20 protein-coding genes are annotated in these 25402 nt (G+C 49.2%); 1 reads left to right on the top strand and 19 read right to left on the bottom strand.

The features are described 5' to 3' along the window. Positions 1-133 precede the first annotated feature (133 nt). The 18 genes from IPL17_RS05865 to IPL17_RS05780 form a co-directional block, all read right to left on the bottom strand. Entirely contained in the window at positions 134-670 is a 537-nt protein-coding gene (locus IPL17_RS05865; RefSeq protein WP_345306141.1) for a glycosyltransferase, read from the bottom strand. Between the two features lie 13 nt (positions 671-683). Beyond that, the gene (locus IPL17_RS05860) at positions 684-1328 is read right to left on the bottom strand and encodes a DUF1972 domain-containing protein (RefSeq protein WP_345306140.1); all 645 of its coding nucleotides are present in this window, start codon (positions 1326-1328) and stop codon (positions 684-686) included. Further along, a complete protein-coding gene (locus tag IPL17_RS05855) occupies positions 1325-2053 on the bottom strand; it encodes an acyltransferase (RefSeq protein ID WP_345306139.1) in 729 nt (242 codons plus the stop codon). Before IPL17_RS05855 ends, IPL17_RS05860 begins: the two co-directional genes overlap by 4 nt. Positions 2054-2115: 62 nt before the next feature. After that, complete coding sequence (locus IPL17_RS05850; RefSeq protein WP_345306138.1) at positions 2116-3270, bottom strand: glycosyltransferase family 4 protein; 1155 nt, start codon at positions 3268-3270, stop codon at positions 2116-2118. Further along, positions 3263-4600, bottom strand: coding sequence for a glycosyltransferase (locus IPL17_RS05845; protein WP_345306137.1), 1338 nt, complete (start codon positions 4598-4600; stop codon positions 3263-3265). Before IPL17_RS05845 ends, IPL17_RS05850 begins: the two co-directional genes overlap by 8 nt. A gap of 90 nt (positions 4601-4690) precedes the next feature. Further along, on the bottom strand, positions 4691-6070 hold the full coding sequence (locus IPL17_RS05840) for an O-antigen ligase family protein (protein WP_345306136.1): 1380 nt from the start codon (positions 6068-6070) through the stop codon (positions 4691-4693). A 1-nt stretch (position 6071) separates the two neighbouring features. Beyond that, the gene (locus IPL17_RS05835; RefSeq protein ID WP_345306135.1) at positions 6072-6965 is read right to left on the bottom strand and encodes a class I SAM-dependent methyltransferase; all 894 of its coding nucleotides are present in this window, start codon (positions 6963-6965) and stop codon (positions 6072-6074) included. Further along, a complete protein-coding gene (locus IPL17_RS05830) occupies positions 6946-9087 on the bottom strand; it encodes an alginate lyase family protein (protein WP_345306134.1) in 2142 nt (713 codons plus the stop codon). The genes IPL17_RS05835 and IPL17_RS05830 overlap by 20 nt, the downstream gene beginning before the upstream one ends. 270 nt (positions 9088-9357) lie before the next feature. Beyond that, on the bottom strand, positions 9358-10023 hold the full coding sequence (locus tag IPL17_RS05825; RefSeq protein WP_345306133.1) for an acyltransferase: 666 nt from the start codon (positions 10021-10023) through the stop codon (positions 9358-9360). A 27-nt stretch (positions 10024-10050) separates the two neighbouring features. Then, entirely contained in the window at positions 10051-11307 is a 1257-nt protein-coding gene (locus tag IPL17_RS05820; RefSeq protein ID WP_345306132.1) for an oligosaccharide flippase family protein, read from the bottom strand. An 8-nt stretch (positions 11308-11315) separates the two neighbouring features. Then, positions 11316-12017, bottom strand: coding sequence for a class I SAM-dependent methyltransferase (locus tag IPL17_RS05815; RefSeq protein WP_345306131.1), 702 nt, complete (start codon positions 12015-12017; stop codon positions 11316-11318). Positions 12018-12303: 286 nt separating this feature from the next. Further along, entirely contained in the window at positions 12304-13329 is a 1026-nt protein-coding gene (locus IPL17_RS05810; RefSeq protein WP_345306130.1) for a glycosyltransferase family 4 protein, read from the bottom strand. Beyond that, the gene (locus IPL17_RS05805; RefSeq protein WP_345306129.1) at positions 13330-14733 is read right to left on the bottom strand and encodes a hypothetical protein; all 1404 of its coding nucleotides are present in this window, start codon (positions 14731-14733) and stop codon (positions 13330-13332) included. 215 nt (positions 14734-14948) lie between these two features. Continuing rightward, complete coding sequence (locus IPL17_RS05800; protein WP_345306128.1) at positions 14949-16868, bottom strand: bi-domain-containing oxidoreductase; 1920 nt, start codon at positions 16866-16868, stop codon at positions 14949-14951. Further along, positions 16865-18157, bottom strand: coding sequence for a nucleotide sugar dehydrogenase (locus IPL17_RS05795; protein ID WP_345306127.1), 1293 nt, complete (start codon positions 18155-18157; stop codon positions 16865-16867). The genes IPL17_RS05800 and IPL17_RS05795 overlap by 4 nt, the downstream gene beginning before the upstream one ends. A gap of 421 nt (positions 18158-18578) precedes the next feature. Next, positions 18579-20075, bottom strand: coding sequence for a Wzz/FepE/Etk N-terminal domain-containing protein (locus IPL17_RS05790; RefSeq protein WP_345306126.1), 1497 nt, complete (start codon positions 20073-20075; stop codon positions 18579-18581). A gap of 206 nt (positions 20076-20281) precedes the next feature. Further along, entirely contained in the window at positions 20282-21028 is a 747-nt protein-coding gene (locus IPL17_RS05785; protein ID WP_345306125.1) for a hypothetical protein, read from the bottom strand. After that, positions 21029-21229, bottom strand: coding sequence for a hypothetical protein (locus IPL17_RS05780; RefSeq protein WP_345306172.1), 201 nt, complete (start codon positions 21227-21229; stop codon positions 21029-21031). It lies immediately after the preceding gene. Here IPL17_RS05780 and IPL17_RS05775 point away from each other — a divergent pair. Continuing rightward, positions 21162-23927 (top strand): lamin tail domain-containing protein, encoded by a 2766-nt coding sequence (locus tag IPL17_RS05775; protein ID WP_345306171.1) that lies wholly within the window; start codon positions 21162-21164, stop codon positions 23925-23927. The genes IPL17_RS05780 and IPL17_RS05775 overlap by 68 nt on opposite strands. A 32-nt stretch (positions 23928-23959) precedes the next feature. Here IPL17_RS05775 and IPL17_RS05770 read toward each other — a convergent pair whose 3' ends face one another. Continuing rightward, positions 23960-25348 (bottom strand): hypothetical protein, encoded by a 1389-nt coding sequence (locus IPL17_RS05770; protein WP_345306124.1) that lies wholly within the window; start codon positions 25346-25348, stop codon positions 23960-23962. Positions 25349-25402: the final 54 nt, after the last annotated feature.

Raw genomic sequence — 25402 nt, 5'->3', positions numbered from 1 at the left:
AAATGGCCTTGGTCAGTCTTGCTACTAGCAAATTTACGCCGTTGAGCTCCCGGCAGAAAACTGGCATTTGCATTTCACAAAGATAATCAGATAGGGTTGCACCGTGCCTTGCCCAGCCGCTAGACAAACGAATTTATCTTATTTTGCGCTCACTTCGCCACCGGGCAAAATCTTTTTTTATTTGCAAACCCTCGACCCTAAAGCATCTCAATCGCTCAGGAAGGCGCGCGCATATCTGATAAAACAAGCGTTCATAGGAATCCGTTACGGTTTCCCAGGAATATACACTTTGAGCGCGCTGACGGGCTTTATGGCGATAAGACTCAACCTTATCCGGATCATTCAAAAGCTCCTCCAGAACCCGGCGCAGATCCCTGGCACCGACTTTGCCATCGTATGCAAAACCCGCTTCGCCGATGGTCTCCATGTTTTCCGGGGTGTTATGGGTAACAACGCAATTCTCAAAGGCCATGGCCTCGACCAAAGCCGGGTGTGTGCCCCCGACGCCGGAGCTTTCGACAAAGACATAAGCGTTGGAGCCTAATTCCTGATAGCCGTTGCCAAAGACATAGCCGGTGAAAATAATGCGCTGGTCATTGGCGGCCAATTCTTTCAGCCCCGCGATATACTCTTCCGCATAAGGAGCGTCACCGACAATGACACATTTCAAGTCAGTGTCCAGTTCACGGAAATGCCTCGACCAAATGATGGGCGCAATTTTCAGGGACGAGCCTGCCAACGAAAAGGATATATTTACCGGGCTGCAGCCCATATTGGGCAAGGGTCTCGGCGGGCGGAAGAATTTCAACATCGGAGCCATAAGGGATGTAAGCAGGTTCGTCGCCATATTGATCACGGTAATAGCCCTGGACCACGTGGGAATCGGTGATATAGACGTTCGGCAGTTTTGTCGCGAGGAACTCGGCAAATTGAATGTACTTTCTGGCCAACGCAGGCCATTTTTCACGTTTCCAATCCAGACCATCCACGTTGAGAATGGTCTTTGTACCGACCAGGCGGGGGATCCAGGTAACGGGACTGTTGCCGGCAATGAAATAAAGACCGACATCATACCCTTGCGAAAGGGCGTGCAGTGACGAGATCAAAGAGTGGACCATGGTATCCAGATATTTATTGGCGATGGTCGGCAGTTTGACCAGACGCATGCCTTTGTAATGAGAACCTTCGTACGTGATATGATGCGAACGGCAATAAACGGTCACTTCGTGACCGCGCTGTACCAATCGCTGACCCAGCTGTTCGACACAGGTCTCGAAGCCACTATAACTGGCGGGAATGCCGCGCGTACCTAAAAGAGCTATTTTCATGCATGTCCTCGTTGCCTGATAACACGCGCAGGGATACCCGCAGCGATCGAATTTACTGGCAAGTCTTTTGTCACCACACTGCCTGATGCAATTACACAGCCCTGACCAATATGAACGCCATCCAAAATTGTGCTGTTTGCACCAATCCAACAATTGTCATCAATGACAACACCCTTTCGAGTGGTTGATTGAAGGCGAATCGGTAGTGAGAGATCATCAAATCCGTGATTTTCGGAGAAGATGTTAACTTTAGGACCCATGATAACGTTATTACCGATCGTAATACCGCCTTGTCCTCCAAGAAACGAATAGGCTCCAACAGCAGAATTATCGCCAATCGTAACGCCAGTTCCCAATTCATGGATCACGCCGGTACATTGAATGGATGTAAATTTGGCTATGGTAACGTTATTCCCCAATACGATCCCGTTTTGAGAAAGCGCGTCCATGAACACAAAATCCTCGATAATGACGCTGCGCCCCACGGAAATACTCTTCTTATGAAGCAGGGTGATATTTTTGCCGGCAAAGAGCATTCCTTCAAAATGGGAGAATTGATAACGATGCAAGATACCGCGCAACACTGCAATCCCGCGCCGCAATGAGATACTGAGCAGGTCGGATATGGATATGCGTGGGTCTAGAGAATAACTTTCATCATTTTTTAACCGTCGGATAATTCTTTCGGTCCAGAGATGCAGGATTGAACGATTAATTTTATTCATTTTCAGGCTACTCTTTTACAAATTCAAAACTGGCTATATCAAGGGCTTAAAAGATAATATAACTAGGCAATCAAGATATCGTCATATGTTTGCATAACGAGGTTAGTGGTTATCTCAATACTGAAAACCTGTTTGACTCTTTGATACCCACCTTCTCCGAGCCGCTCACGCTCTTCTGGATGGCTGATCAAAAAATCGAGCGCATCCGCCAGCAAACTAACGTCATCATGGGGAACCAACAAGCCTGAAATATTAGGTTCAATAGTTTCCAATGGCCCTCCATGATCCGTTGCTATCACCGGAAGGTGGGATGCCATTGCCTCCAGTACTACCAATCCAAAGCCCTCCGGTAAAATCGAAGGGACCACAACAATATCCAGGAGCGGATATATAGTTGTCATATCCTCTATAAACCCGGTAAATGTGACCATGACTTCCAGCCCAGCCTCTGACACTTTATTTTTTAATTCCTGCAGATAATATTCATAACCGGTAAATATGTCGCCGACAATAAACAAATGGGGTGAATTCTCTTTTTGCCGATGCAGCAAGTCAATGAAGGCATCAAGCAGATAAGCCTGCCCCTTTCGTGGGCTGATTCTGCCGATCACGCCGATATTAATCAATCCTTCTTTTTGCTGACCTTGAGCTGGTCCCTTTGCAAAAGCCTGTAAATCAATTCCGTTGGGGATAATCCTAACTTTCGTTCGATCTGGAAATTGTTCAGCGGTTACATTTGAAATACAAACTATCCTGTTTGACAGGTTTACGATCAATCGGCAATAAAATCCCCATAGCTTTGGGAATTCTTCACTTACGATCTCGTGAATATGCCATATATGTGGTTTCCCCGCCAATTTTGCGGCGAAAGCCCCAGTCAAGACAACCATTGTTTGGGTGTGCACAAGATCTATTTTATGCGCCCTGATAAATAGCGCCATCCAAATGATGTTCGGTAAAATTGCGAGCAAAAATTTGACCAACGCAAAGCCCTTCACTGAGCCACGACGAACCACGGTAATAGGGTGAACATAATATTCGACCTGTAATTGTGATAATACCTTCTCCAGCGGCCCTGAGTTTGGCAAAATTACAATAGGGTTGAATTGTTCACGCGGCAGGAATTCGATGATTTCAAGCAATATTTTGGTACCTCCATATAAATCAGCTGTGGGATGCAGGTACAAGACATTTTTTGGTTTGAGTAAATTATTCATTATTCACCAAGCTTTTTCGCCAAATATCAGCCATTTGGAGCGCCAGAGTCTTGCGATCAAAAGCTTCTATTCCTTTATTCGTTATAGTTTGAGATTGATTATTTTTGTGAGATTGATATATTTTTTCTACATAGCTGGCAATACCCATAATTTCATCAAAGCGGAAACTCTTTCCCAAATGATTTTCATCTACGAGTCTGCTGGAAGCGCCTTCTTCAGCGATCAATAATATCGGGGCTTTTTGAACAGCCCAATATTCATAAAGGGTTCCTGAGATGGCGGTGGTATTTCCGACAGGCTGCACCAAAAAAAATAGATTCGATGACCATAACCATTCGACAAGCTCTTTGCGGGCGACAGGACCAATTTCCTTTATACAATCCATTGGAAGCCCAACCTCCTTTATCAGCTCAGCATATTCAGGCGAGAGACTATTTCCTAAAAAGACCACATCCACGTCATATTGTGCGGACGGGTTATTTCGAAAGAAAAGACCCAACCCCAAAAAGAAGGGGGTGATATCACGATAGTCCTTCTGATATCCCCACGCCGCGCTAAGAATTAAAAACTTGTCGGATGCTGGAGGCTCCGTCCTGTTTCGCAATGGCAGAAATTCGGCCAGGTCACAACCATTGGGAATGAAATGGAACTTCTTTTGATCAAGGTTAGCCAGATAGCGTTCTTTATACAAGCGGTAGCTGCGTTCTGTAGCGAGGACAACTTGCGCGGCGGATTTGATGATGACAGCTTCGAGCATTCTCTCGATCGCTCTGCGCCAGGCTGGTCTTTGCTGAAAGGCGGGGGAGCCAACCCAATCATCTTTCATATCAAAGACAAATGGTTTGCCGGTAAACCAGCGCAACATCGTACCGATCAACGCGTTGGTGAAAGTCGGCGCCACGGCATAGATCAGATCGACTCCCCAGGCTTTCATATTTCGCAGAGCTAAAAGGAAGACACGTATCCCCCACCAAAGACTCAAGCCGGGAAACAATCGTGTGACGATCCGTCCAATATATCCACTCAGGAAAGTGGATATTCCTGACCGTCTCGTATGCGGCTGAAAAGCCTTATTTTCCAATTCGGATGAAGATGTCTTCCCAGAAAAAGGGGCTGGAACGCGGACGATAATGGTCTCAGGAGGAATCTCTTCTTCCAGGAAAGCGGAGAGTCGATCTTCAGGCACCACCGTTCTATCCGGGTCCTGGGTGATGATAATGAGCTTCCAATCTTGAGAAGCAATATATTTAATAAACTTCACCAGTCGGATCGAGGCCCCAGCCGAACTTAACGGCGGGAAGTAGCGGGAAATTACCAAGGCAGTCGGCATATGATTCCTTATCTTATTATCTAGTTCTCTTTGATATATAGTTACCAGCCAGCTTCCAGGCGCGCGGAGAAAGATGAATGATCTTTTACTCTATTTCTTTTTGTTTTTATCAGCGGGAAAAAATGCGATCGCCAGGAGCACCCAAAATAATGCCCTAAGATTTTCGATGTCAAGCATGGATGACCCCATACCTACGAGGAGGAATGCGACACCAGAAGCAAAGACACCTGTCGCCAGTCCTTTTTCCGGAAGTTGTGCCTGCTCACTTCTCAACCTTCTCCAGGTCGTTGTAAAAAACCTCCCCATTAAAAAGAGAAAAATAAACAAAGCCGGCAGGCCGCGTTCAAAGGCAATACCGATGAATAAATTATGCGCTCCAAAATCACCTTTTCCAAGAAAAGGTTCATTTGAAACCACCGTTGCGATACCGGTACCAAACCAAGGCTGCGCGATTATACTTTCAAGCGCCCTCTTCCAGATAAATACGCGCCATTGAACTTCCGCCACCTGACCAGGATTAAGCAAAGAGTTGAGGCGATCAGCCGCCGCATTTGATTGCAGGGCAATAACCAGAACCAAGGCTCCAAAGAAAACAGACATGAAAAATAATTGTATTTGCCGGCGGGTTAACTGTCTTCTACCCCAAAAAAACGTTTCGATAAAAATAGCGATCGCTATGGCTGCGATTGCCGCTGCCCAGGCGGTACGTGAAAAAGTGGCGATAAGGCCAGCCAACTGCGTACCGAGAAGCAGGCCAAAAAAGACCTGGCGCCGCCCGCGAGCCTGCCGAAACAAGCCCCAAGTCAAGCCGATCATGATGCTCATGAACGCGCCAAACCCATTTACCCGGTAAAATGTTCCATGCCCACGGAAAATAGTATTGATATAAAAGTGCGCCCTGAGAACTGCGGGATCTGTCCCTAAAGTTTCCGTCGGAAATTTTGACAGGAATCCAAGAAAGCGGTCATTTGTCATGACACCGCTCAATAACGCCCCGCTGGAAATGGTTTGAATCACCGCAATCAGCCCAGATAATGCCGCTGAGACTGCCACGATGGTCAAGAAGGTTTGCAGGTGTTCCTGTTTGGTTAGAAAGAACCAAAAGGCCGGGTAGATCAGCGCCCCAGCAAATGCCAAACGAAAGACAACCCACATTCCCTGGACTGGACCAACCACCAACGGGCTTCGTGCATAGGTAATAACAGCCAATAGGGCAAAGACCACCCACCAACCCAGGAGAGGAATAGCGGGTATACGCCGAGCAGTTATAACTTTTAGAATGATGAGTAAAAAGGTGAGCAGTGATAAAAAAAGCAATGGGGAAACATAAAGATTGAATAGCCAGCCAATGGAAATGCCAATCTCGTAGGCAATAAAAAAACCGATCAAATATAAGACCCGGCGAGGTTTGAGGACAATGGATTCAGAGCGGGCCAGGAGATTGGCCGTAAAGGTATTAATATTCGCCATCTTATCGAGAATCCTTTCTCCGCATCCAAAAGCTACTGGGCCAACGTTCTGATTGATACCACGGAAATAATTCTTTTAATCTGGCTTGATGTTTGAAATGCAGGTAGCTCATGCTGATCATGACTTCGAACTCATGGTTAAACAGGAGAAATGCATGCAGAAGATATTGCTCCTGCCAGAACATTTTAAGCCCTGGTCTAAAAAAATGATGGGGCAAATAGTCAACTGGAAAAAAGATATCGTGAACATGGATAATAACGCCGGGGTTTAGCTGAGGAATCACATGCAGGAATAAATAATTGACATCGCCAAGCGGCTTGACAGTATGACTGGAATCAATGAATAAAATATCATCCGCCTCAAGGCTGTTAAAGATGCTGATATCCAAATCTTCAATTTTCTCGACGATCAAACGGCTAACGCCTTCATATCCCCTGCGCAATTCACTTGAAGGGTACGGCTCAATGACGATAAACTCTCCGCCATGCCCTTCCTCCTTATTTTTCGTTATGGCGGCTGAAGTGATCTTGGTGGACATTCCAGCGCCAATTTCAATGACCCTTTTTGGCTTAAAATGACGCACAAAGGTATAGAGCCCGAGGGCATTGATCGGCGCGTATGAAGGCATTTCGCTCTGGGTAACGCCAAATCTCCCGCCGCCCGCCTGGCGATACTCGTCTTCAAAATCCTTTAGTAGGTTTAACAAATCGATCTGCGCGTCTTCCCTCAGGTCCACACCAGACATTGGTTGTTCTTGAGTCAATAATTCCGAATGTTTACGCAAATACCTTGTATCCGGTATCGGACTGTAATAATGGATCGGAAGCACATGAAACCCAATGTGCTCAAATAAATAAAACATCCGCCAAACAATTTTATCGATCAGTGTCTTCATCAATATCACCTCCAATTTGCCTTATGCCATACGCAGGCGAAAATGGAATTGTCTCAAAAGCATGTTGAGATAGTTCGCTGCCAGGAGAAAAATCCGATATGATCACGGCCGCATCTTCAACAGTGATCCGCCGATATACAGGGCTCGCATAGCCCGTATGCATTCCCACAAACCCCAACTTACCAAAATAGATCGCTACAGCCTTTGGATCTCCGCCAAGGGAGAAAGTTCCAATGGAAATATCACCAGGCTCTTTACTTCCCATACGCGGCGCAAAATGCGCCGCTATTGATCTGTAGGTATTGCGATGGCCGGGCAACGGGGTATAAAGATAAGTACCGGAATCCATTATAACTGGTGACCCATCAATCTCCAATTCAATGGAAAGCTGGTCATTATGAGCGTGACCGCCATTGCCATTCTGCCCGATCGGGCCACAGCGAATGGCGAGATACAGCCGCTTTGAGCGGAACAGATACAACCCAAAATCGGGATAGGCGATGGTTTCGAGGCCATCCCGCAGGCCAATGCCTGCGGCGGGGAAAGTAGTTATAACAGGCGGTGGAGAGACTGAGAGAAGCTGGGCTTCGCAGCGCTGCCAGTCTGAGATATCGCCAACCTGTATATTTTGAGCGGCTGTCTTTTCATCTTCTGAATGAAGGGAGGCGAGCTGCCGCCCACGGCTTAACATCCCAATGAGCATGGTTTCTTTTTCAGCAGTCTGCCCTGCAAACGCAGAAAAATCCGCGCGGGCAAAGAGCCCGTTGAAGGCGGCAACCAGGCCGCGATGGTCGAGAAAATCTTCCATCCAATAAACATCATCGTGCGGCAGCTCGGCATATTTCGTTAAGTTAAGATAACGCGATCCGGCCTCCGCGACCGTCATTGATGTGTAAATCGGGAATAATTTCAAAAACCGCCCGCTGTCATTATCCCCGATCTGTGGAATATGATGATCGGGCTTTGTGATGTGCATGGTAAATTCGGCCATCCGTTCGAGGCGCGGAACATACCACGATGGGAAGGGAGACTCGTCTTTGGAATTGGGCAGTGGATAAAAAGGCAATGGCGCTGAAGCAAGGCTGGGGCTGCCCTTTATGAGATCATGGTCAAAATCCCGCAGGGCCTGGCGCTTTTCATCTGAAAGACCGAGGAGCAAGGCGGTGGCATAGATCACCAATTCAGCAGAGAGGCGGTGATAACTTGTGGAGGCCTCGAAATTCCCGCCATCGTCATAAAATTGCATTTTTACTTCTTTGATCAGCTCCTGCGCAGAAAAGGCAAGCCAGACATTTGTCTCCTTATCGCAAGGCAGGGAGACAGAAATAAACAGCAGTCCCACGATATCTGATAAATAATGGTTGCTTCGGAATTCTGAAGACCATTCAAGATTTTCAACAATATGCCGCCCGTGTTCATAAATGCTTCGGAAGAAAATATTCTCAAATCCTTCATCGAACCCGGCATCGAACGTCTTGAATAAATTGTAGGCCATCAGCCAGTTTACCGCCCGAAGCGCGACATCCATGGCGCAAAACCAATTTACCCCCCAACGCGGCGGGTTGGTCGAAATAAAATCCAGAACCTGATTGCGAAACTCACGCGCATAGCGTTCCGAAGCATCCAAGCCTGGCACGCCCGCCTGCGCCAACGCGAAAGCCCAGGCAAGCTGCGGCAGATGCTGCATACGCGCCAGTTCCCAGGGGACTTTGACATCCACACCCAACAAGTGGCCAAATTCGATATTCTTATACCAGGTGTCTTCGCGCCAGCGATACCCGGACTTAAAATCCAGGTGCCAATCAATGGGGCAATAGCCCACATCAACCAGGTTCCAAATACGCTGAGACTCTGCGAGGTTGGCCGGGTTGACCCGCCCCTCCAGCCAGTGACCATCTTGATCCGCTTGAACGCTTGTCCCCATGGAAAAACGATGCCCTTCCAGGCCGCGGCAATTCAACCCGTGATATACCCGCACCCAGCCCGAACCCAAAAGATCAAAACGGTGTGAAAGATAATGATGGGTTACGCCGCTTAACCAATCCCAATCACCGTCTAGAATTTCGCGCGGAAGATCCTCAAACAGACGGTTGAGCGGCTTATCGCGCATTATGTTCAGCATAAAACTTGAACGGCTTTGATCGCGTTTTATGTTGTAATACGCCCAAGGTTTATTTCGAATCTTGGCAAATATTTTTGCAAGTATGCTACGTGGAGAAGTTGAGGTAAAAAGACGAAGGTAATGTTTTAGAGGATATTGCATTTTTAACGGCTCAGGCTGATTTTAGTCGATTCGACTTACATTACTCTTCTTAATAAACATCCTTTACACAAGGATATCAATAACGACATCCTATACGCGCAGAATAAATTTCAAACCGATTTATCCAGTTTACAACCTTTTATAAATAACCGGCTCATAAATATCAGTATAGTTAATAAAGGGTATGTTCTTATTTTCCAGGAATATTTTTCTCTTTTCCACTACCTCAACCGCAAAGCCATCGTTATAACCAATTTCCTTTAAGTGAATTATAAGATTAGCGTCATCAAAAATTTGTCTAACCGGACGACATGGATTTCCAACAGACAAGGTAAACGGACAAACATTACTAGATACAACAGACCCAGCCCCGACAACTGCCCCAATGCCTATAGTTACATTACCAGTAATTGTTACATTAGCAGCTATCCAAGTCTCGTCTTCAAAAACTACCGGCTCAGAATTTTGACGTGGGTATGGCGTAATGAAGCGCGGGCTTTTCCCCTTTACAGCAAAAATATGTTTGCCTGCAAAAATTGTGACCTTTGGGCCAAACATTACATTGTTTCCAACACAAATTTCGCCTCGCCAATAGGCGTTCTCGCCAATGAAAACGTTATTACCAATTTGAGTTGTTCCATCCACCGGGAAACTGGAAAAAAGGGGATCAAAAAAGAAGTTTTTACCCACCTGCCTAAAGCCTCGTATAACCAAAAACTTCTTAATTCTCTTTCTAATTTTTAAAGGCAATTCCAACAACCACAATAGTGACTTCAAAAACAATTCTTTACTCATGAATGACAGACCTTTCTAAAAAGCATTTTATTTAAAAGCTTTATTTAAAACAATATTAACAAAGATTGCGTTTATACATAAAGAAACTAAAGCCAAAACTACTTGAGCCCATGCTACACCAATAATGCCAAACTTAGTTAAGAAAACAAAAGTTGTAATTAGGCTTATTGGAGTTGAGATCATAACACTTAAGGAGTTATATTTAACAAACCCCAAAGAAAATATTGCCACACCAACCAAGGAAGTTGAAGAAGCAATTACATAATTAATAAGCAAAATAGCCAAAAACGAAAGTGTTGGAGAATAATCGGGTCCATAAACCAATGGCACCAGTATCCAAGCCAAAACATATACACCAACTGCTACGGCTACCCCAAGCAAGGCCATACGCAATTGGTTCAGGAAAAGCTGGCGACGAAACCAGGTTTCATCCTGAGCATGTTCGCTAAAGTAAGGAGTGGTGATGGACTGCACTGTACCTGTCACCTGACTAGCGGCAGTCACAAATATGGTGGCTAAAGCATAATAGCCAATCGCCGCACGATCAACAGTAAAATGATCAAGGATGAGGATATCGCCACGTTGACCTAATAAGGCTATCCCATTGCCTAGCACGCTAAAAAAAGCATACTGCATGAAGCGTGCCGGTTTTTGTTCGAGCGGTGTATGAAGAAAATTTACCCCGATCTGACGCAGAAACGGCCACAACCCCAGTGCGTAGGCGGCAATAGTTGCGAAAATGAACCCTTTAAAACCCCATGCCCAGGTGCTGATCACGATCAAAACCACAGATTGAATTTTTACAACCGCCTGCGAGCGGGCCATTTCTTTTATCTTTTTTTGCGCCTGAAGAAAAACAATAAAAATGCCCGTCAGTACCTGCAAGGGAATCGTGCAGGCGTATACAATGAGCCACAAAGAAAGGCGCAGAGTGGATGTAATTACGCCGCTTAAGGCTAAAACAATAACCAACAAAATAGTAATTGCAGTCGCTACTCCGGCGCGCTGGACAGCCAACCGCAGAATGCCCAATTTTTCCTGATCGGGGCGGTCCTCGGCGCATACTTTCAGCACGGCGGCGTTAAACCCAAACCCGGCAAGAATGACAAATAGCGCCGTGTACGACTGTAATATCTTGATATCGCCCAGTTCCACCGGCGTTACAAACTTGGCAACCAGCAAGGTGCTGCCAAAGCCCAGGAATTGTGTCAGGAAGTTAACCGATAACAGGTCAAAGAAGCCTTTGTTCCTGAGAAAGTGAAAGTTGGAACTTATTTTTTGCACTGACTGAATTATCCCAAATACTGGTAATAAGAATACATGTGATCAAAAGCAGGGAATTGATTGAATATCCTATTGGCATCCACCAAACTCATCAATTTAGAGAATACATTGCGCGCCAATGGTATCTTTTGAAAAGGATTGAACATCCCGCCCGAAGTATATTTCCTTTTTACCAAATGAAAGCCCCTTGCTTTGAGGTAGTTATCAAGAAACTCCCTGGAATATAAACTCAAGTGCTCGGGCGGGCAGTACATATGCCAGCGAACGTTGAACATTTCAAGGATCTTTGCTTTGAGCGTCTGGTAACTTGGTATCATAATTACCAATACCCCCTTTTGATTTACAAGGCCGGTCACCTGGCCAAGAAATTCCTGCGGCTTGGCAAGATGCTCAAGGAGCGCGTACGCTGTTACCACATCAAATTTATCCGAGAATTTAACGTTTTCCAGAAAATCCCGCCGTACATCCAGCCCTCTTTTTATCGCAATATCAGCCGAATGAACCGATAACTCCACCCCTGTTCTTTGAATATCTTTCGGCCAATGGAGCAGGAAATCGCCTGTACGACAACCAACATCCAATACAGACCGCGGAGTTCTCCCATAAATACTTCCAATAAGCTTCACCTCATTCAGCCAGTATTTAGAGACAGTAAAAGGCACACTTAGATATTCCTGATCTTCGGAGCGCGCATCGTAATAGCTGCTCAAATCAACATCCGCATGTTCGTTTAAATTAAAAGATCTGGATCGGCAGGAGTTGCATTGGTAGAGTTTATATTCCCGTGAGATAAAAGGACTTTTAATAGATCTTATTTCCATCAAGGCGCCTTCAAGGCATACGGAACATTGATTCGGCATAACAGCTCTCTTTGACATACGATTTTTCGAATTGAAATTTTTCTAAAACTTACTAATTAAGCACATATCAAATTGCATTGTGCTCGAGTCTTGCAAACATCTTCACAGATGTATCATTAATATATTGAATAAAATGTTATCTTTTATTTGCGATACTCTGATATATAGCCAATAATTGTTTGTATGCGCTCAGCGGCTTTGCTTCCCGCGCATTTTTTTTTGCCGTTTCATAATCACCCAGAACTTGTTGGGTACAGCGATAAAAATCCTGCGCATCGCCGCACTTAAAAATCAGCGCGCCAGGCTCTCTTTCACAAACATCACTGGCCAAAGCCGGTACCCCGAAATACAGAGACTCTGTCACTGAGATACCATAGCCATCTTCAAATGTTGGCCGCACAAAGATCGTTGCCCGCTTCAAAGTCGGCGCAAGGTTTTCACCAATGATAAAACGGAATTGTTCGTTAAATCCCAATCGGCGAACTTTTGACACCAGCTCATCGTAACGGTTTTGATCACCAATCTGCGCGAGAAAAACCAAACATCCCAATTTGGGATGGATCCCGACCAGGCAGGCGCATAAGTCAATGATCATCTCCAAACCATACAGATCTGTTTCCTTTGATAAAGGGATCACACCAAACCCGTTCGCCACGATAAGAGGATAATGTGAATCAACAAATTCGCCAATGCTGTCAGGAACAGGATGCGCCTGTTCAAAAACAGGCGGCAGATAGGCATTAACAACCGATACCTGGGAAGGCTCAACGCCAAGTGACAAAAGCAAATCCCGAATCTCCGTTTTTACCCCCACAATGTGAGTAATGTGGCGCATGGAAAAACCAAGCAGCGATCTCTTAAACCATCCGGCATGGGTTAATTGATTCTTAAGGCTGTCTCCGTGTATGGTAAGTACAACACCGAACCCCATCAAACCCATCAAGCCAATCCCCACGCGGTTCATCCACGATACATCGTGAAAATGCAAAACATCGTAATTGAACCAATTTCCGCGGGCATCGGCCAGCCATTTTCGGGCACTTATATTGGGAAAAATTTCAGTATCGAACCCTTCCTGATCAAGCAGGGCGCCCAACCTCTGAACGTGGATGGAGATACCACCATAAGGGGGCGGGTACGGGCCAATAATCGCTATTTTCATCTACTCCCCATACTTAATATCAAGTTTTTGTTCCAGGAACCGGTATTTACCCCGCTGGGTTCGCGGGATTTCATCCACAATCTGAACTCGAACACTCAATCTCCCCCCTACAGCTCCTTCCATCGTTGTTTTGATTTCATTGATGTCCTGGTCTGAAAAGGCTGAAGTAGGCACTACTTTTACCAATACTTCGCCAACCCTATCCTGATATAGCTGCATGTTAATAATAGAGCCAAATGCATGAAAATGCTGCGCAAAAATCAAGGCTGTCAACGTTACATAACCGCCATCTGTGGTAACTACATAATCCTGTTTTCTTCCTTCTATACGTGTAAGGATTTCAAATTGTCTATTGCACCTGGCACAACCAATCTGACCTCTTTCAGCCAAATCTCCTGTTCGATAGCGAATAAAGGGTGTGCCCTCGCTCCAAAAGGAAGTGCCAACCAACTCGCCGACCTCACCTACATTTACAGGCCCCCCTCCATCCTTCATGATTTCAGTGAAACCATAAAAAGGCCAAACGTGATATTGATCGGAATACTCGCACATGGGCGCAAGAATCGCCTGCTCTGAATGACCATACCAGCCAAAGAGCTGCGCATCAGGAAAAGCCCGTGAAAGTTTATCCTTTTGCCAATCATAGATGCCCTCTGACCCCAAAAGGATGGCCTTAATACCCATACGCCCCACATCATTGTTGTTCAGCACCAGGTCGGCCAGGAGCGTGACCGCAGAAGGATAAGCCTGGAGATATTGAGGTTTATATTCTTGAAAAATATTCATATACTGCTTGTAGGTCTGTTCTGCAAGAAAAAAACTTGATAGATTTAGCTCAAACCGAACCGGGTCATAATCCCAAATTCTCTCCTGTGACCCTGTAAAACCGCCGCGCAACACAGCCGATACATCCCCCAATTGCCAGCCAGTCCGTTCCCATCCCTGGTGCATGAAGGCATCTTCCATCCATAAATTCACATCCGTATGATAATACCCAAGGGGGATACCCGTAGACCCACCGGTAGTAACAAACCTGAGTTTCCAGCCGGGAATATTGCGGGCAACAAAATCCTTAATATTATCCCTCAAGAGTTCCTTGGTTGTAAAAGGCAGTAACTGAACATCTGCCAGGGAAATAATGTCTTCCGGTTTTACACCGGCCTCCTGATACAGAGTCCGATACCCAGGCACGTTCTCATAGGCATGACGAACCATCTTTTTCATTTTTTCAAGCTGCCATGCTTCGATTTGTTCCCTACTCCACCACTGGGCTTCCGTAAGAAAAGCTCTTAATTGCCAATAATCCTTCCCCATCCTTTTCTTAAGCGGGATATGGGAATATACACTGCGCCTCAAAAAAGAGTGAAGTTCTTGGGGCAACAATGACTTGGCAAAAGCGCGCATATCATTTCTCTCCTTTTACAACAGTGAGACTCGCACTTGTAGTTTCAAGCAGAGATAGTAGCGAAGTGGGCAGTTCCCTCCGCTCGCGGAAACATGCTGCAAATATTTTCAATTCTTCCAAGTGTCCTTTTTCCGGAGATGAAGCCGTCCACCCTTTCAATGGTGCACCATACACGTGTAGATCATGGTAATCATCGAGGATCAGAACCTTGTTATCAACATAAATTTCCATATATTCCTTGCTTAAATCGGAAGATCCCAATGCGGTATATAGGAGTGGTAGCCACTGAACCATCTGCATAACGTAATGTGACAGTGACATTATCACCCGCCAGGATATGCCCGGTTTGCGGGGTGATCGCAGTAGAGTTCACCTCCACCACAGGCGCACCCACTACATATTGAAAGAGATCAAAGATATGACAGGCCTCGCCGATCATACGCCCGCCGCCCTCTTCGGTTTGAGTCCAATGATCAGCGGGCAAGTAGCCGGCGTTCATACGGTATAAGATCATTAACGGGTTTGATCGTTGACTGACAATTTCCCTGATCCGCTGTGCCGCTGGAGAATAACGCCGATTAAAGCCAACCATGAAGGGGACACCGGTTTCCTGCAGGACAGCGGTCAGTTGATCCAACTCATCTTGATTGAGAGCCATGGGCTTTTCCAACAAGATCGCCTTCCCGGCCCGCGCCGCCCGCATGGCCTGTTGAGCGTGGAGGTTGTGGCGGGTACAGATCAGGACAGCATCCACCTGCGGGTCATCCAGCACATCCTGATAATTCGTGCTGGCATAATCAGCGCCGAACTGTTCCGCTGTAGTTTTTGCATTCAGGCCCGTGGAACTCACAATTGCGCGAATATGGTACAGGTCTGAGAGTTTCTGTAAATTAGGCAAATGCATTCCCCTGGCGAAGCTGCCTGCTCCAATTACGGCAATGCGTATCCTGCCGTTTTCTGTACGATCATGCAAGACCAGCCTGGTTCCAAGTTTTTGTATCTGGGCATCTTTATCTTCAAATGGATACCTAAGCAATACCCCCAACGGCTTTTCGGTTCCAGACTGCAATTCCTCGTAGGCTTTGGAGACATCGGAAAGCTCATACTCCCGCTCCAAGATCCGGCTTAATTGCACCTTGCCATCCGTCACCAGGTGTAAATATTCCTGCATATTGCGGTTTTCGGTCCAGCGCACATAAGCAAAAGGATAATCGGCACCTTTCTTTTCGTATTGGTCATCATATCGTCCCGGACCATACGAGCAGGAGATCAGGAAATCGATTTCCTTCTCATAAAAAGGCGAACGATTCAGCCCCAATCCCACCGCACCGACGATCACTACGCGGCCTTTTTTGCGCGTGATCTCCATGGCCTGCTGGACAAGAGCATTCCCCGTGGAAGCCGCCGTGATGATTGTTGCATCCACCCCGTGGTCGCCGGTCATATGGCGTATTTCATTTATGATATTTATTTCCGTCGGACAAAAAGCCGCGTCAGCGCCCAGGTGTTTGGCCAGGGAGACCCGGCGTTCACTCAGGTCCACGCCTATTACCTTGCAGCCTGCAGCTTTCAATAATTGCACGGTAATCTGCCCCAATAGACCCAAGCCGATCACTGCGACCACCTCACCCAGGCGCAAGTCTGCACGGCGAACGCCCTGCATGGCGATCGCACCCAGTGTCATCGAAGCGGCATCCTGCAGAGTGCATCCATCGGGCACTTTCACGGTTAAGTTGCGCGGTACCAGGACAATCTCGGCATGGTTGGCAATCCCCGCCCCGGCGCAGGCGACCCGGTCACCGGGCCGAATGTCTGTTATGTCTTTACCCACTTGAATCACGATCCCCGAACAGGAATAGCCCAGCGGAGAAGCCAGGTCCAATTGCCCCTGCACCTTGGCAATTGTTTTCTGTATCCCCTGACTGCGCAGGTGATCCCAGAGTTTCCTGATCTTCTCCGGTTGTTCCAATGCTTTTTTGACAAGAGATTGCCCCGAGCTTTGCACACTGCTCAGCTCTGTACCAGTACTAATCAACGAGTATGCCACTTCCACCAGCACAGAGCCCGGCTCGACCAGCGGCGAAGGAACATTAGCGAGAAGGAGCTGACCCTTACGAATTAATACCTGCCTCATTTCGCACTTCCCAAAACCGAGATCTCAAATCCCGCTTTTTGCCAAAGCGCATGATCCAGGCAATGACGCGTATCAAGAATTTTTTTCCCTTGCATCCCCTTCATAGCTTGCGGAGTGAGGGATCTAAATTCGGTGTGATCAACCAACAAGAGCAGCAGATCAGAACCATAAGAAGCTTCTTCAACCGAGTTCTTTAAATGATCCTTCAGTCCCTGAAAAGCTGCCGCGTATGGGTCAAAAATGTTCACTTCGCAGCCAAGAGCAATTAATTTTTCCACGATCTCCAGCGCAGGGCTTTCCCGAAAATCATCAACATCCGGTTTATAAGCCAACCCGAGCGCCGCAATCTTTTTCCCTTGCAAGTCTCCCAGCATATGCCGCACCAATTGAACGACAAATTCAGGTTGAGAATCATTCACGTTTCGGGCAGTATGAATCAAGCAGGTAATATCAGGAGCGGCCTCGACTAAAAACCATGGATCAACACTGATGCAATGCCCGCCAACGCCTGGTCCGGGATTTAATATCTTCACCCTTGGATGAAGATTCGCAATCGAGATGGCCTCCCACACATCAATTCCAAAGCGGTCAGACAGACGTGAAAACTCATTCGCGATCGCAATATTAACATCGCGGTAGGTATTCTCCATTAGCTTAACCATTTCGGCAGTGGTTGCCGTGGTCTGGATAATTTCGCCTTTTACAAAGGCGGCGTATAGATCCCGCCCCATTTCCGCGGATCTCCGGTCTATGCCTCCGATCACGCGCGAATTCTCAACCAACTCGCGCAATATCTGTCCGGGTAAAACCCGCTCCGGAGAATACGCCAGGAAAAAGTCAGTACCAGCTTTAAGGCCTGATCTCTCCAAAATTGGCTTGACCAGATCCGTGGTTGTTCGAGGCGGGGAGGTCGACTCGAGGATGACAAGATTGCCCTTGCGTAAATGTGGAACAATCGCTTCAGCCGCGGCAACCACAAAACTCATGTCAGCCTTTTTATAAGGGCTGTCCTCTGAAATTTGATCGTGTATGAAGGGGGTGGGGACCGCAATAATAAAAAAGTCCGCCGGCTCCACATGAGATGTGACCCGCAAGTTCCCACTGTTTATGGATCGGGTAACAATTTCCTGCAACCCCGGTTCATGGATATGAACCATGCCTCTACTCAAAGAAGATATCACATTCTCATTCTTATCCACCCCGATCACCTGAAAGCCATTGGTGGCGAACATGCCCGCTGTCGGCAGCCCGATATAGCCAAGGCCAATCACACATACATTCTTGATCATGAATCCGAATCCTTGTTTCGTATTTAGTGTGATAAACAAATACAGTGCGTGTCTCCTGCCTTGCGTCCACCCAAATCGTTCATCACGAGAGTCAATTCAGCAGATCTCTTATAAACGTCTGTAAACCAAAATTCTTCGAGGCTAAAATCCAGTTATTCGCGTTACAAACACACCTTATGGTTTTTCGCTTATAAATACTCCTAAGAGCAGAAGATCTTGATGGTGCCTAAAAAGCAGTTCCAGATGATAAGCACTTTTAGGGACAAAGCACCATGTCGCTCTCCCGAAAGAACATCGGGACGATGTGAGGGAGCGTTATTTTTCGACCGACACTTAGGCTGCACGCCAGCGCAGTGAGAGTCTCGTAGTATTAGGGTAGAGATGCTTCGCTGCGCTCAGCATGACATTTCTGAGATGACCTCTAATTTTTTTTGCGCACGGATTTCTGAACAGATTCCAAGATCTCTTCCGAATTCCACTTCCGCCACCATTCAAAAGCGAAGACCGAAAGCAGCGTGAATACAAGGCTTCCAAAGCCCACCATGACGATCAACGTCAGCTTGCCGGAATGCGCAGGCTCGACGGGCGGGAGCGACTGACTGGCCACGCGCACTTCCGTGCCGCCGCTTTCAGCGGCCACGGCCACCTCCACAGTCTTGCTGGCCAACTGTGAATATGTGCTCCAGGCCAGATCACGCTGGCGTTCCAGATCCTTATGATGCGCCACCTCGGCTTCCAACTGCGCACCCAGTGACTGAATCTCAACGGTCCATTCCTCAATACGTTCCTTGATCTGCACGCCCGCGTCCTGAGTAAGTTGATAATTGAAAGGGTCAAGCAGGGTAGCGGTAAGCTCATCGATCATGGCTTCCGTCTCCGTCTTGCGCTGTTCCAAAGCGAGGATCAAGCCGGACACATCCGAAGCCGCCACCGGCCCGGAAGTAAGCGGGGTCTGCAGTTGAAGCGAGAACGGAGGTGCGCTCGGGCTGGTCTGATCTGTCTGGTCGGTCTGATTGGCAAACGCGCGGCTGCGCAGGAAAACCATCCCCAAAGAATCGCCAAAGGTGGCCGAAGAGGAGGTCTCGCCATTCAGGACCTGTTTCTGTAACAGGCGCGCATCGCTTAATAATTTTTCCAAGATTTCCAGATCGGCATAATAGCCGTCCAAGACCTGCCTGCGCGTCGCGAGTTCGCGGCTATTGACCAGCGCCTCAGACTCCTGCAAGGCGGTCTGATAGCTGTCAATCTGGGTCTGGAGGATATAGATCCGCTTTTGAAGGCGGGGCATTGGGTTGTCGGCCAGGTAGGCCTCAAGCTGCCCCTGGGCGGTTTGATAATCACGTTCCGACTGCACAGACTGCGCGCGAACCGCCTCAACGTCCGCGGAAGTTGCGCTGGTGTACAGCTTGTTGATATGCTGTTCGTAAGCCCGCGCCCAGGCGTTGGCGATATCAGCCGCCAGGACGGGATCGCGCAGTGTGATCACGATCCCGATCAGGTCGCTTTTTGTGTTCTGGTCCACAGAGACATGGTCCGCCAAAAAGCGGGATGTGTTCAGGAGGTTTTCATCCAACTGGCGCAGGCGATCGGCGAACTGCGGCAGCACTTCCTCGCCGATGGCGGGGTTGGTCACCAGTTCGCGGAAGGTCGCCAGACGCGCATCACGGCTGGCCTGCGACTGGACGCCGCTCATGCCAAGTTGTTCCTCGGTCAATGTTTGGATCTGGGTGCCAAACTGCACCTCGACCTTTTGTTTCGATACCGCCACGAAAACACGTGCCTCATACACACGCGGCATCAGCAAGGCCGCCACCAATGCGACAAACGTCACAGCGGCGGGAACGCCAACGATCCAGCGCCAGCGCAGGATGATTATGTCCATCATTGGCTTGAGATCGATCTTAATTTCGTCATCCATAACTTATATTTTCCTTCATAATAAATTCCGGGCGGATGCACAAGCACATCTCGCGCCAGAGAAATACCCTACATCAATACATACCAGACTTTATTTATCCACAGATGTCACAGATCTTCGCAGATCTTTCTCTTGAAAAAATTCAAATCAGTGGATCATTTCCGATACTGTCCATTCATTGAATTTTTAAATCAAAAATCATCGTATCACGCAAAAACACCATCGTCAAGAAAACGAAAGAAACCATTGTTACAGGCGAATTTTACACCGGCTAACAAAAATGTGGATTGACCTTCCATATCAATTTTTATATGATGTGTATAAAGCTTTACAAACAACCGGCCGGGAATTTTAAAGACAGGTTTGGGGAATATTCCCCAAAAACAATTTTCCACACTGCACATTTCAAAGTTTGGACTCGGATTGACACCGCAAAGGCGGAGGGTATTTTCGCGCCAATGCGAACCGTGCAGGATGGAGAATACAAACAAGAAGGAGCCTTGGTTGCGCGGGGCAGTACGGTATTTTCTGCGTTGGGCGGTATCGATACTTTTTCTTGGGGTTGCCAGCATGTCTGCGGCAAAATCATTTTCACATGCGGAGGTGACGCCGCGAGAATCCGCAGCAGCGCTGAGCGCGACCCGCAAAAAGACACCAACCGCAAGGCCGACATATACAGCGACCTCCAGCGCCACCACGACCGATACGACCACCCCGACCAACACACCCACAACTACAGCGACATCCACCAGAACCCCCATACTTTCCGCGATCATACCCGCCATTCCAAAACCCACACGCGCCCCGAAAAACACACAACCATTCACGCCATCCGCGACGGCTATATTCACCCCGAGCGGCACGCCAACTCCAAGCGCCACATTCACCAGCACGGCAAGCGCAACACCCACGCATACATCCACGGGCGCATCCACAGCAAGTGCGACTCCCACTCACACATCCACAGGAACCGCTACAGCTACAGGGACGGACACGCCCAGCGCCACAACAACTTCGACTCCCAGCGTGACGCGCACCACCACCTTCACGGTCACAGCAACCTTCAGGCCGGTATCCACGCCGCCGATCCCTGACCACATCGTCATCAGCGAGTTCCGCACACGCGGACAGAACGGCGCCGGGGATGAGTTCATCGAGATATTCAACCCAAGCGGTCAAGCCGTGGATATTGGGGGATGGCAGATCAAGAAATCGAGCGGCTGCGGGATCAGCACGACCATTTTATTGACCGTATCGAGCGGCGTTCAACTGGCCGCGGGCCAGCATTTTCTAGCCGCCCCATCCGGCGCCAGCGCCGGTCCGCCCGACCAAAATTTCACAGCCGGCATCGCGGATAGCGGCGGCATTGCCCTGCTCGACAGCCAGGGAAGCGTGATCGACAGCGCAGGAATGTGCGCAGACACCGCCTACCTCGAAGAGGATCCCCTGCTCCCGTTGGCATCCGGCAGTCTCGACCAGAGTTACGAGCGCAGGCCGGGCGGCTGTACCGACTCCAACAACAACCTGGCTGATTTCACATTGACCGTTCCCAGCGATCCCCAGAATCTGTCCAGTCCGTTCACCATCTGCACAGACACTTCAACCGCCACAGCCACCACGAGCGCGACACCCACCGCCAGCGCGACAGAAACCCCAACCGTCACGCCCAGCTTTACCGACACACCAACTCGTGCACCTGGATTTACCCCGAGCGCAACATTGACACGCCCGCCAACAGCGGCACCAACCAGCCAGATCCTGATCAGCGAGTTCCGCACACGCGGGCAGAACGGGGCCGGCGATGAATTCATCGAGATATTCAATCCGACCGGCGAGACCGTTGAGATCGGCGGATGGCTGCTGAAGAGGTCGAGCGGATGCGGAACAAGCGTTTCAACGCTGCTGACTATTTCTGCCGGCATTCAACTTTTGCCCGGACAACATTTTCTGGCCGCGCCATCCGGCGCCAGCATTAACACCCCAGACCAAAACTTTACGGCTGGGATCGCGGATAGCGGCGGGATCGCCCTCTTGAATAATTCTGGAATCATCATCGACCAGGCCGGCATGTGCGCGGCCACAACCTACCTCGAAGGTACGCCGCTCGCCGCGCTGACCTCCAGCAGCCTTGACCGCAGTTATGAGCGTGCTTCCGGCGGATGTACTGACACAGATAATAATATTGCCGATTTCACCCTGATCGGTCCCGGCGCTCCTCAAAATTTATCGAGCCCGTTAAATGTCTGCGCGGATGTACCCTCGACAACACCGACTTTCACTCCGTCCGCAGCAGCGACAGCGACAGATACACCAACCGCTGCGGGGACAACAACATTTACTCCCACACCTACAATCACAGCGACAGCCACGCCAAGCGCTACGGCAACACCGACATTTACCCCATCCGCCACAGCGACAGCCACAGCCACGCCAAGCGCTACGGCAACACCGACATTCACTCCATCCGCCACAGCGACAGCCACGCCAAGCGCTACGGCAACACCGACATTCACCCCGTCCGCTACAGCGACAATCACAGCCATAGACACGCCAAGCGCTACGGCGACAACTACGGCAACAGATACACCAACCGTTACGGCGACCCCAACATCTACTCCATCCGCGACAACGACAACGACGGCAACGGGCACAGTTTTTATTGACCACATTCTTATCAGCGAATTCCGCACCCGCGGACAGAATGGAGCCGGCGATGAATTCATCGAAGTATTCAACCCCACAAACGAGACAGTCGATATCAGTGGATGGTCGATCAAGCGGTCGAGCGGCTGCGGAATATCCACGGCAACCCTGCTGACCGTGACGAATGGCATTCACCTTTCACCCGGTCAACACTTTCTGGCCGCGCCATCCGCGGCCAGCGTTAGCAGCCCGGACCAAAACTTCACGGCAGGCATCGCGGATAACGGCGGCATTGCGCTACTCGACAGTCAAGCAAACGTCATTGACAGGGCGGGGATGTGCGCAGACACAGCCTACTTCGAAAGTATCCCGCTCCCGCCGCTCAGCTCGAGCGTTCTTGACCGAAGTTATGAGCGCAATTCGGGCGGCTGTGACGACACAAATAACAACCTGGCTGACTTCAGCCTGATCGTTCCCAGCAATCCCCAGAACCTGTCCAGCGCGATGACGGCTTGCGGCGATATATCCACCGCCACGCCGATACCCAGCGCAACAGATACGCCAACCGCCACGGCGACAGAGACACCAACCGCCACAGCGCTTCACACTCCGTCACCCACGGCAACTTTGCCCTCCACTCCAATCCCGCCCAATCACATCCTCATCAGCGAATTCCGCACGCGCGGACCGAGCGGCGCCAGCGATGAGTTGATTGAGATATTCAACCCGACCGGGAACACGATCGACATCAGCGGGTGGCTGATCCGGAAATCCAGCCTGTGCGGGGCAGCCACATCAACATTACTGACCGTGGCAAGCGGGGTCCAACTTTCCCCAGGCCAGCATTTTCTGGCCGCGCCATCCGGCGCGAGCGCCGCGAATGCAGATCAAAACTTTTCGGCAGGGATCGCGGACACGGGCGGCATCGCGCTGGTGGACGGGCTGGGGATGATCATGGATCAGGCCGGCATGTGCGCCAGCAGCGCCTATCTGGAAGGCGATCCGCTGCCCGGGCTAACGGCGAGCAGCCTCGACCGCAGCTACGAACGCAATTCCAGCGGCTGCCTAGATACTGACAACAACCTGATTGATTTCAGCCTGATCGCTCCCAGCAGCCCGCAGAACCTGTCGAGTCCGCTGACGGCCTGCGCAAGCGGAACAATTGAACCTTTCATCAGAGGAGGGATTACCCGGATACAGATGGAATAACTCAAACCCGTTGACATTACGCGGCACCGACATCACCTGCAAACATACACAGTCATACGGCTGGAATATAAGTAAGCGTGCTGCGGAAAGCGTTTTATCACCGCGCAGTGTTGAGCGATATATCCATGTTCAAAGCGCGGAAGATCCCCCTCAAACAGCGCCAGATAATCGGGACGATAACGCTCAGCCGCCCATAAGGCCGAATCTTCATAAGTTGCGTATTGGGTGAACTGGCCGCCAACCTCCGGCTGGATCAGACCCGCAAAATCGATCATTCTCCGCTGCGAGTGGAACCCAATAATGCCCACTTCAAGCGTTCCCACGCTGGCGTTCGGCGGCGTGTGCCCGCGCAGCCATTCGCCGACAAGGCCATAAATAATCGAACGGTTATTTAAAGGAACAGGAGCCACCTGCGACGCAGACAGCGCTAGCAACAAACTTATCGCGGCAAAATAATAAAACGGGGTTCGGCTTGAAATAAAAAACCCGCGAATGCCCGTTATTCCCAAACCGATGAGCACAATCAAGCCGGGCACCAGGGGGGCGTAATACCAAAAATAAGCGGTCACGCCCAACATTGAATACATCAAAAAATAAAGCATGATCCAGGCGGTCAGCAATCCCCACTGACGCGCGCGCAGGAACATAAAGATCAATCCGGCCGCAGCCAGACCCGCCTCCAATAGATACGGCCACACGGAATACCCTCCCAGGAGACTCAACAGCCCCGGTGAAAACAGCTGGCTGATCGCCATAATCCCCTGCTGCTTGACCGCCAGCGTGGCCGGCAACGGCGAACCAAAGTAGGCCCAGGCAAATACGAACCAGGGAATGGTCAGGCCAAGAAATAACGCCAAAGCCATCCACGGGATGGGACGGCGTATCTGCACAAGGAAATGGAGCGCCAGAATGAAAACCAACAGGATGCCGTCAGGGCGGGTCAGGACGGCCAGCGCGAGGCAAACAGCGGCCGGCCAATAAAGCCGGCGGGAGTAGAACGCAAAGGAACTCAAACAGAAAGCAAGATAGAGCGGAGTCTCTGAACCAAGCGTGCGATGAAGCAGCGGAAACGCAGGATAAAGCAGTAATCCGGCCCAGCCCGCCATGGGAGATTTCCATGTATTCGCCAGATCCCACAGGCAAACCCCGCCCCAGGCCAGGCTGAACGCACCGATCACTTTAGCCAATTGGGGCAGGTCGGACCACAGATTTCCAAACAACGCCAGTAAAAAGGTAAATAAAGGGGTGGTTGTACTTAATACGCGTTCGCCGGAGTTGTACACAAACCCCAAGCCGTGCCGCAGGTTGGCCGCATAACGATAGGTAATAAAAGGGTCATCGTAGATCCAGTTGGAAAAGAAATAATTTATAAGGAGCGAAGTTCCAATCAAATAGATCGCCGCACAGACCGCCTTAACCATTCCTTCCCTCAAGTATCGTGAACGCTTTAGCAATTGGTTTTATTTAACGGGTTC

The organism is Candidatus Villigracilis saccharophilus (assembly GCF_016711665.1).
Note: the sequence above shows the minus strand (reverse complement) of the source record. Positions and strands in the feature narration are given on the sequence as shown.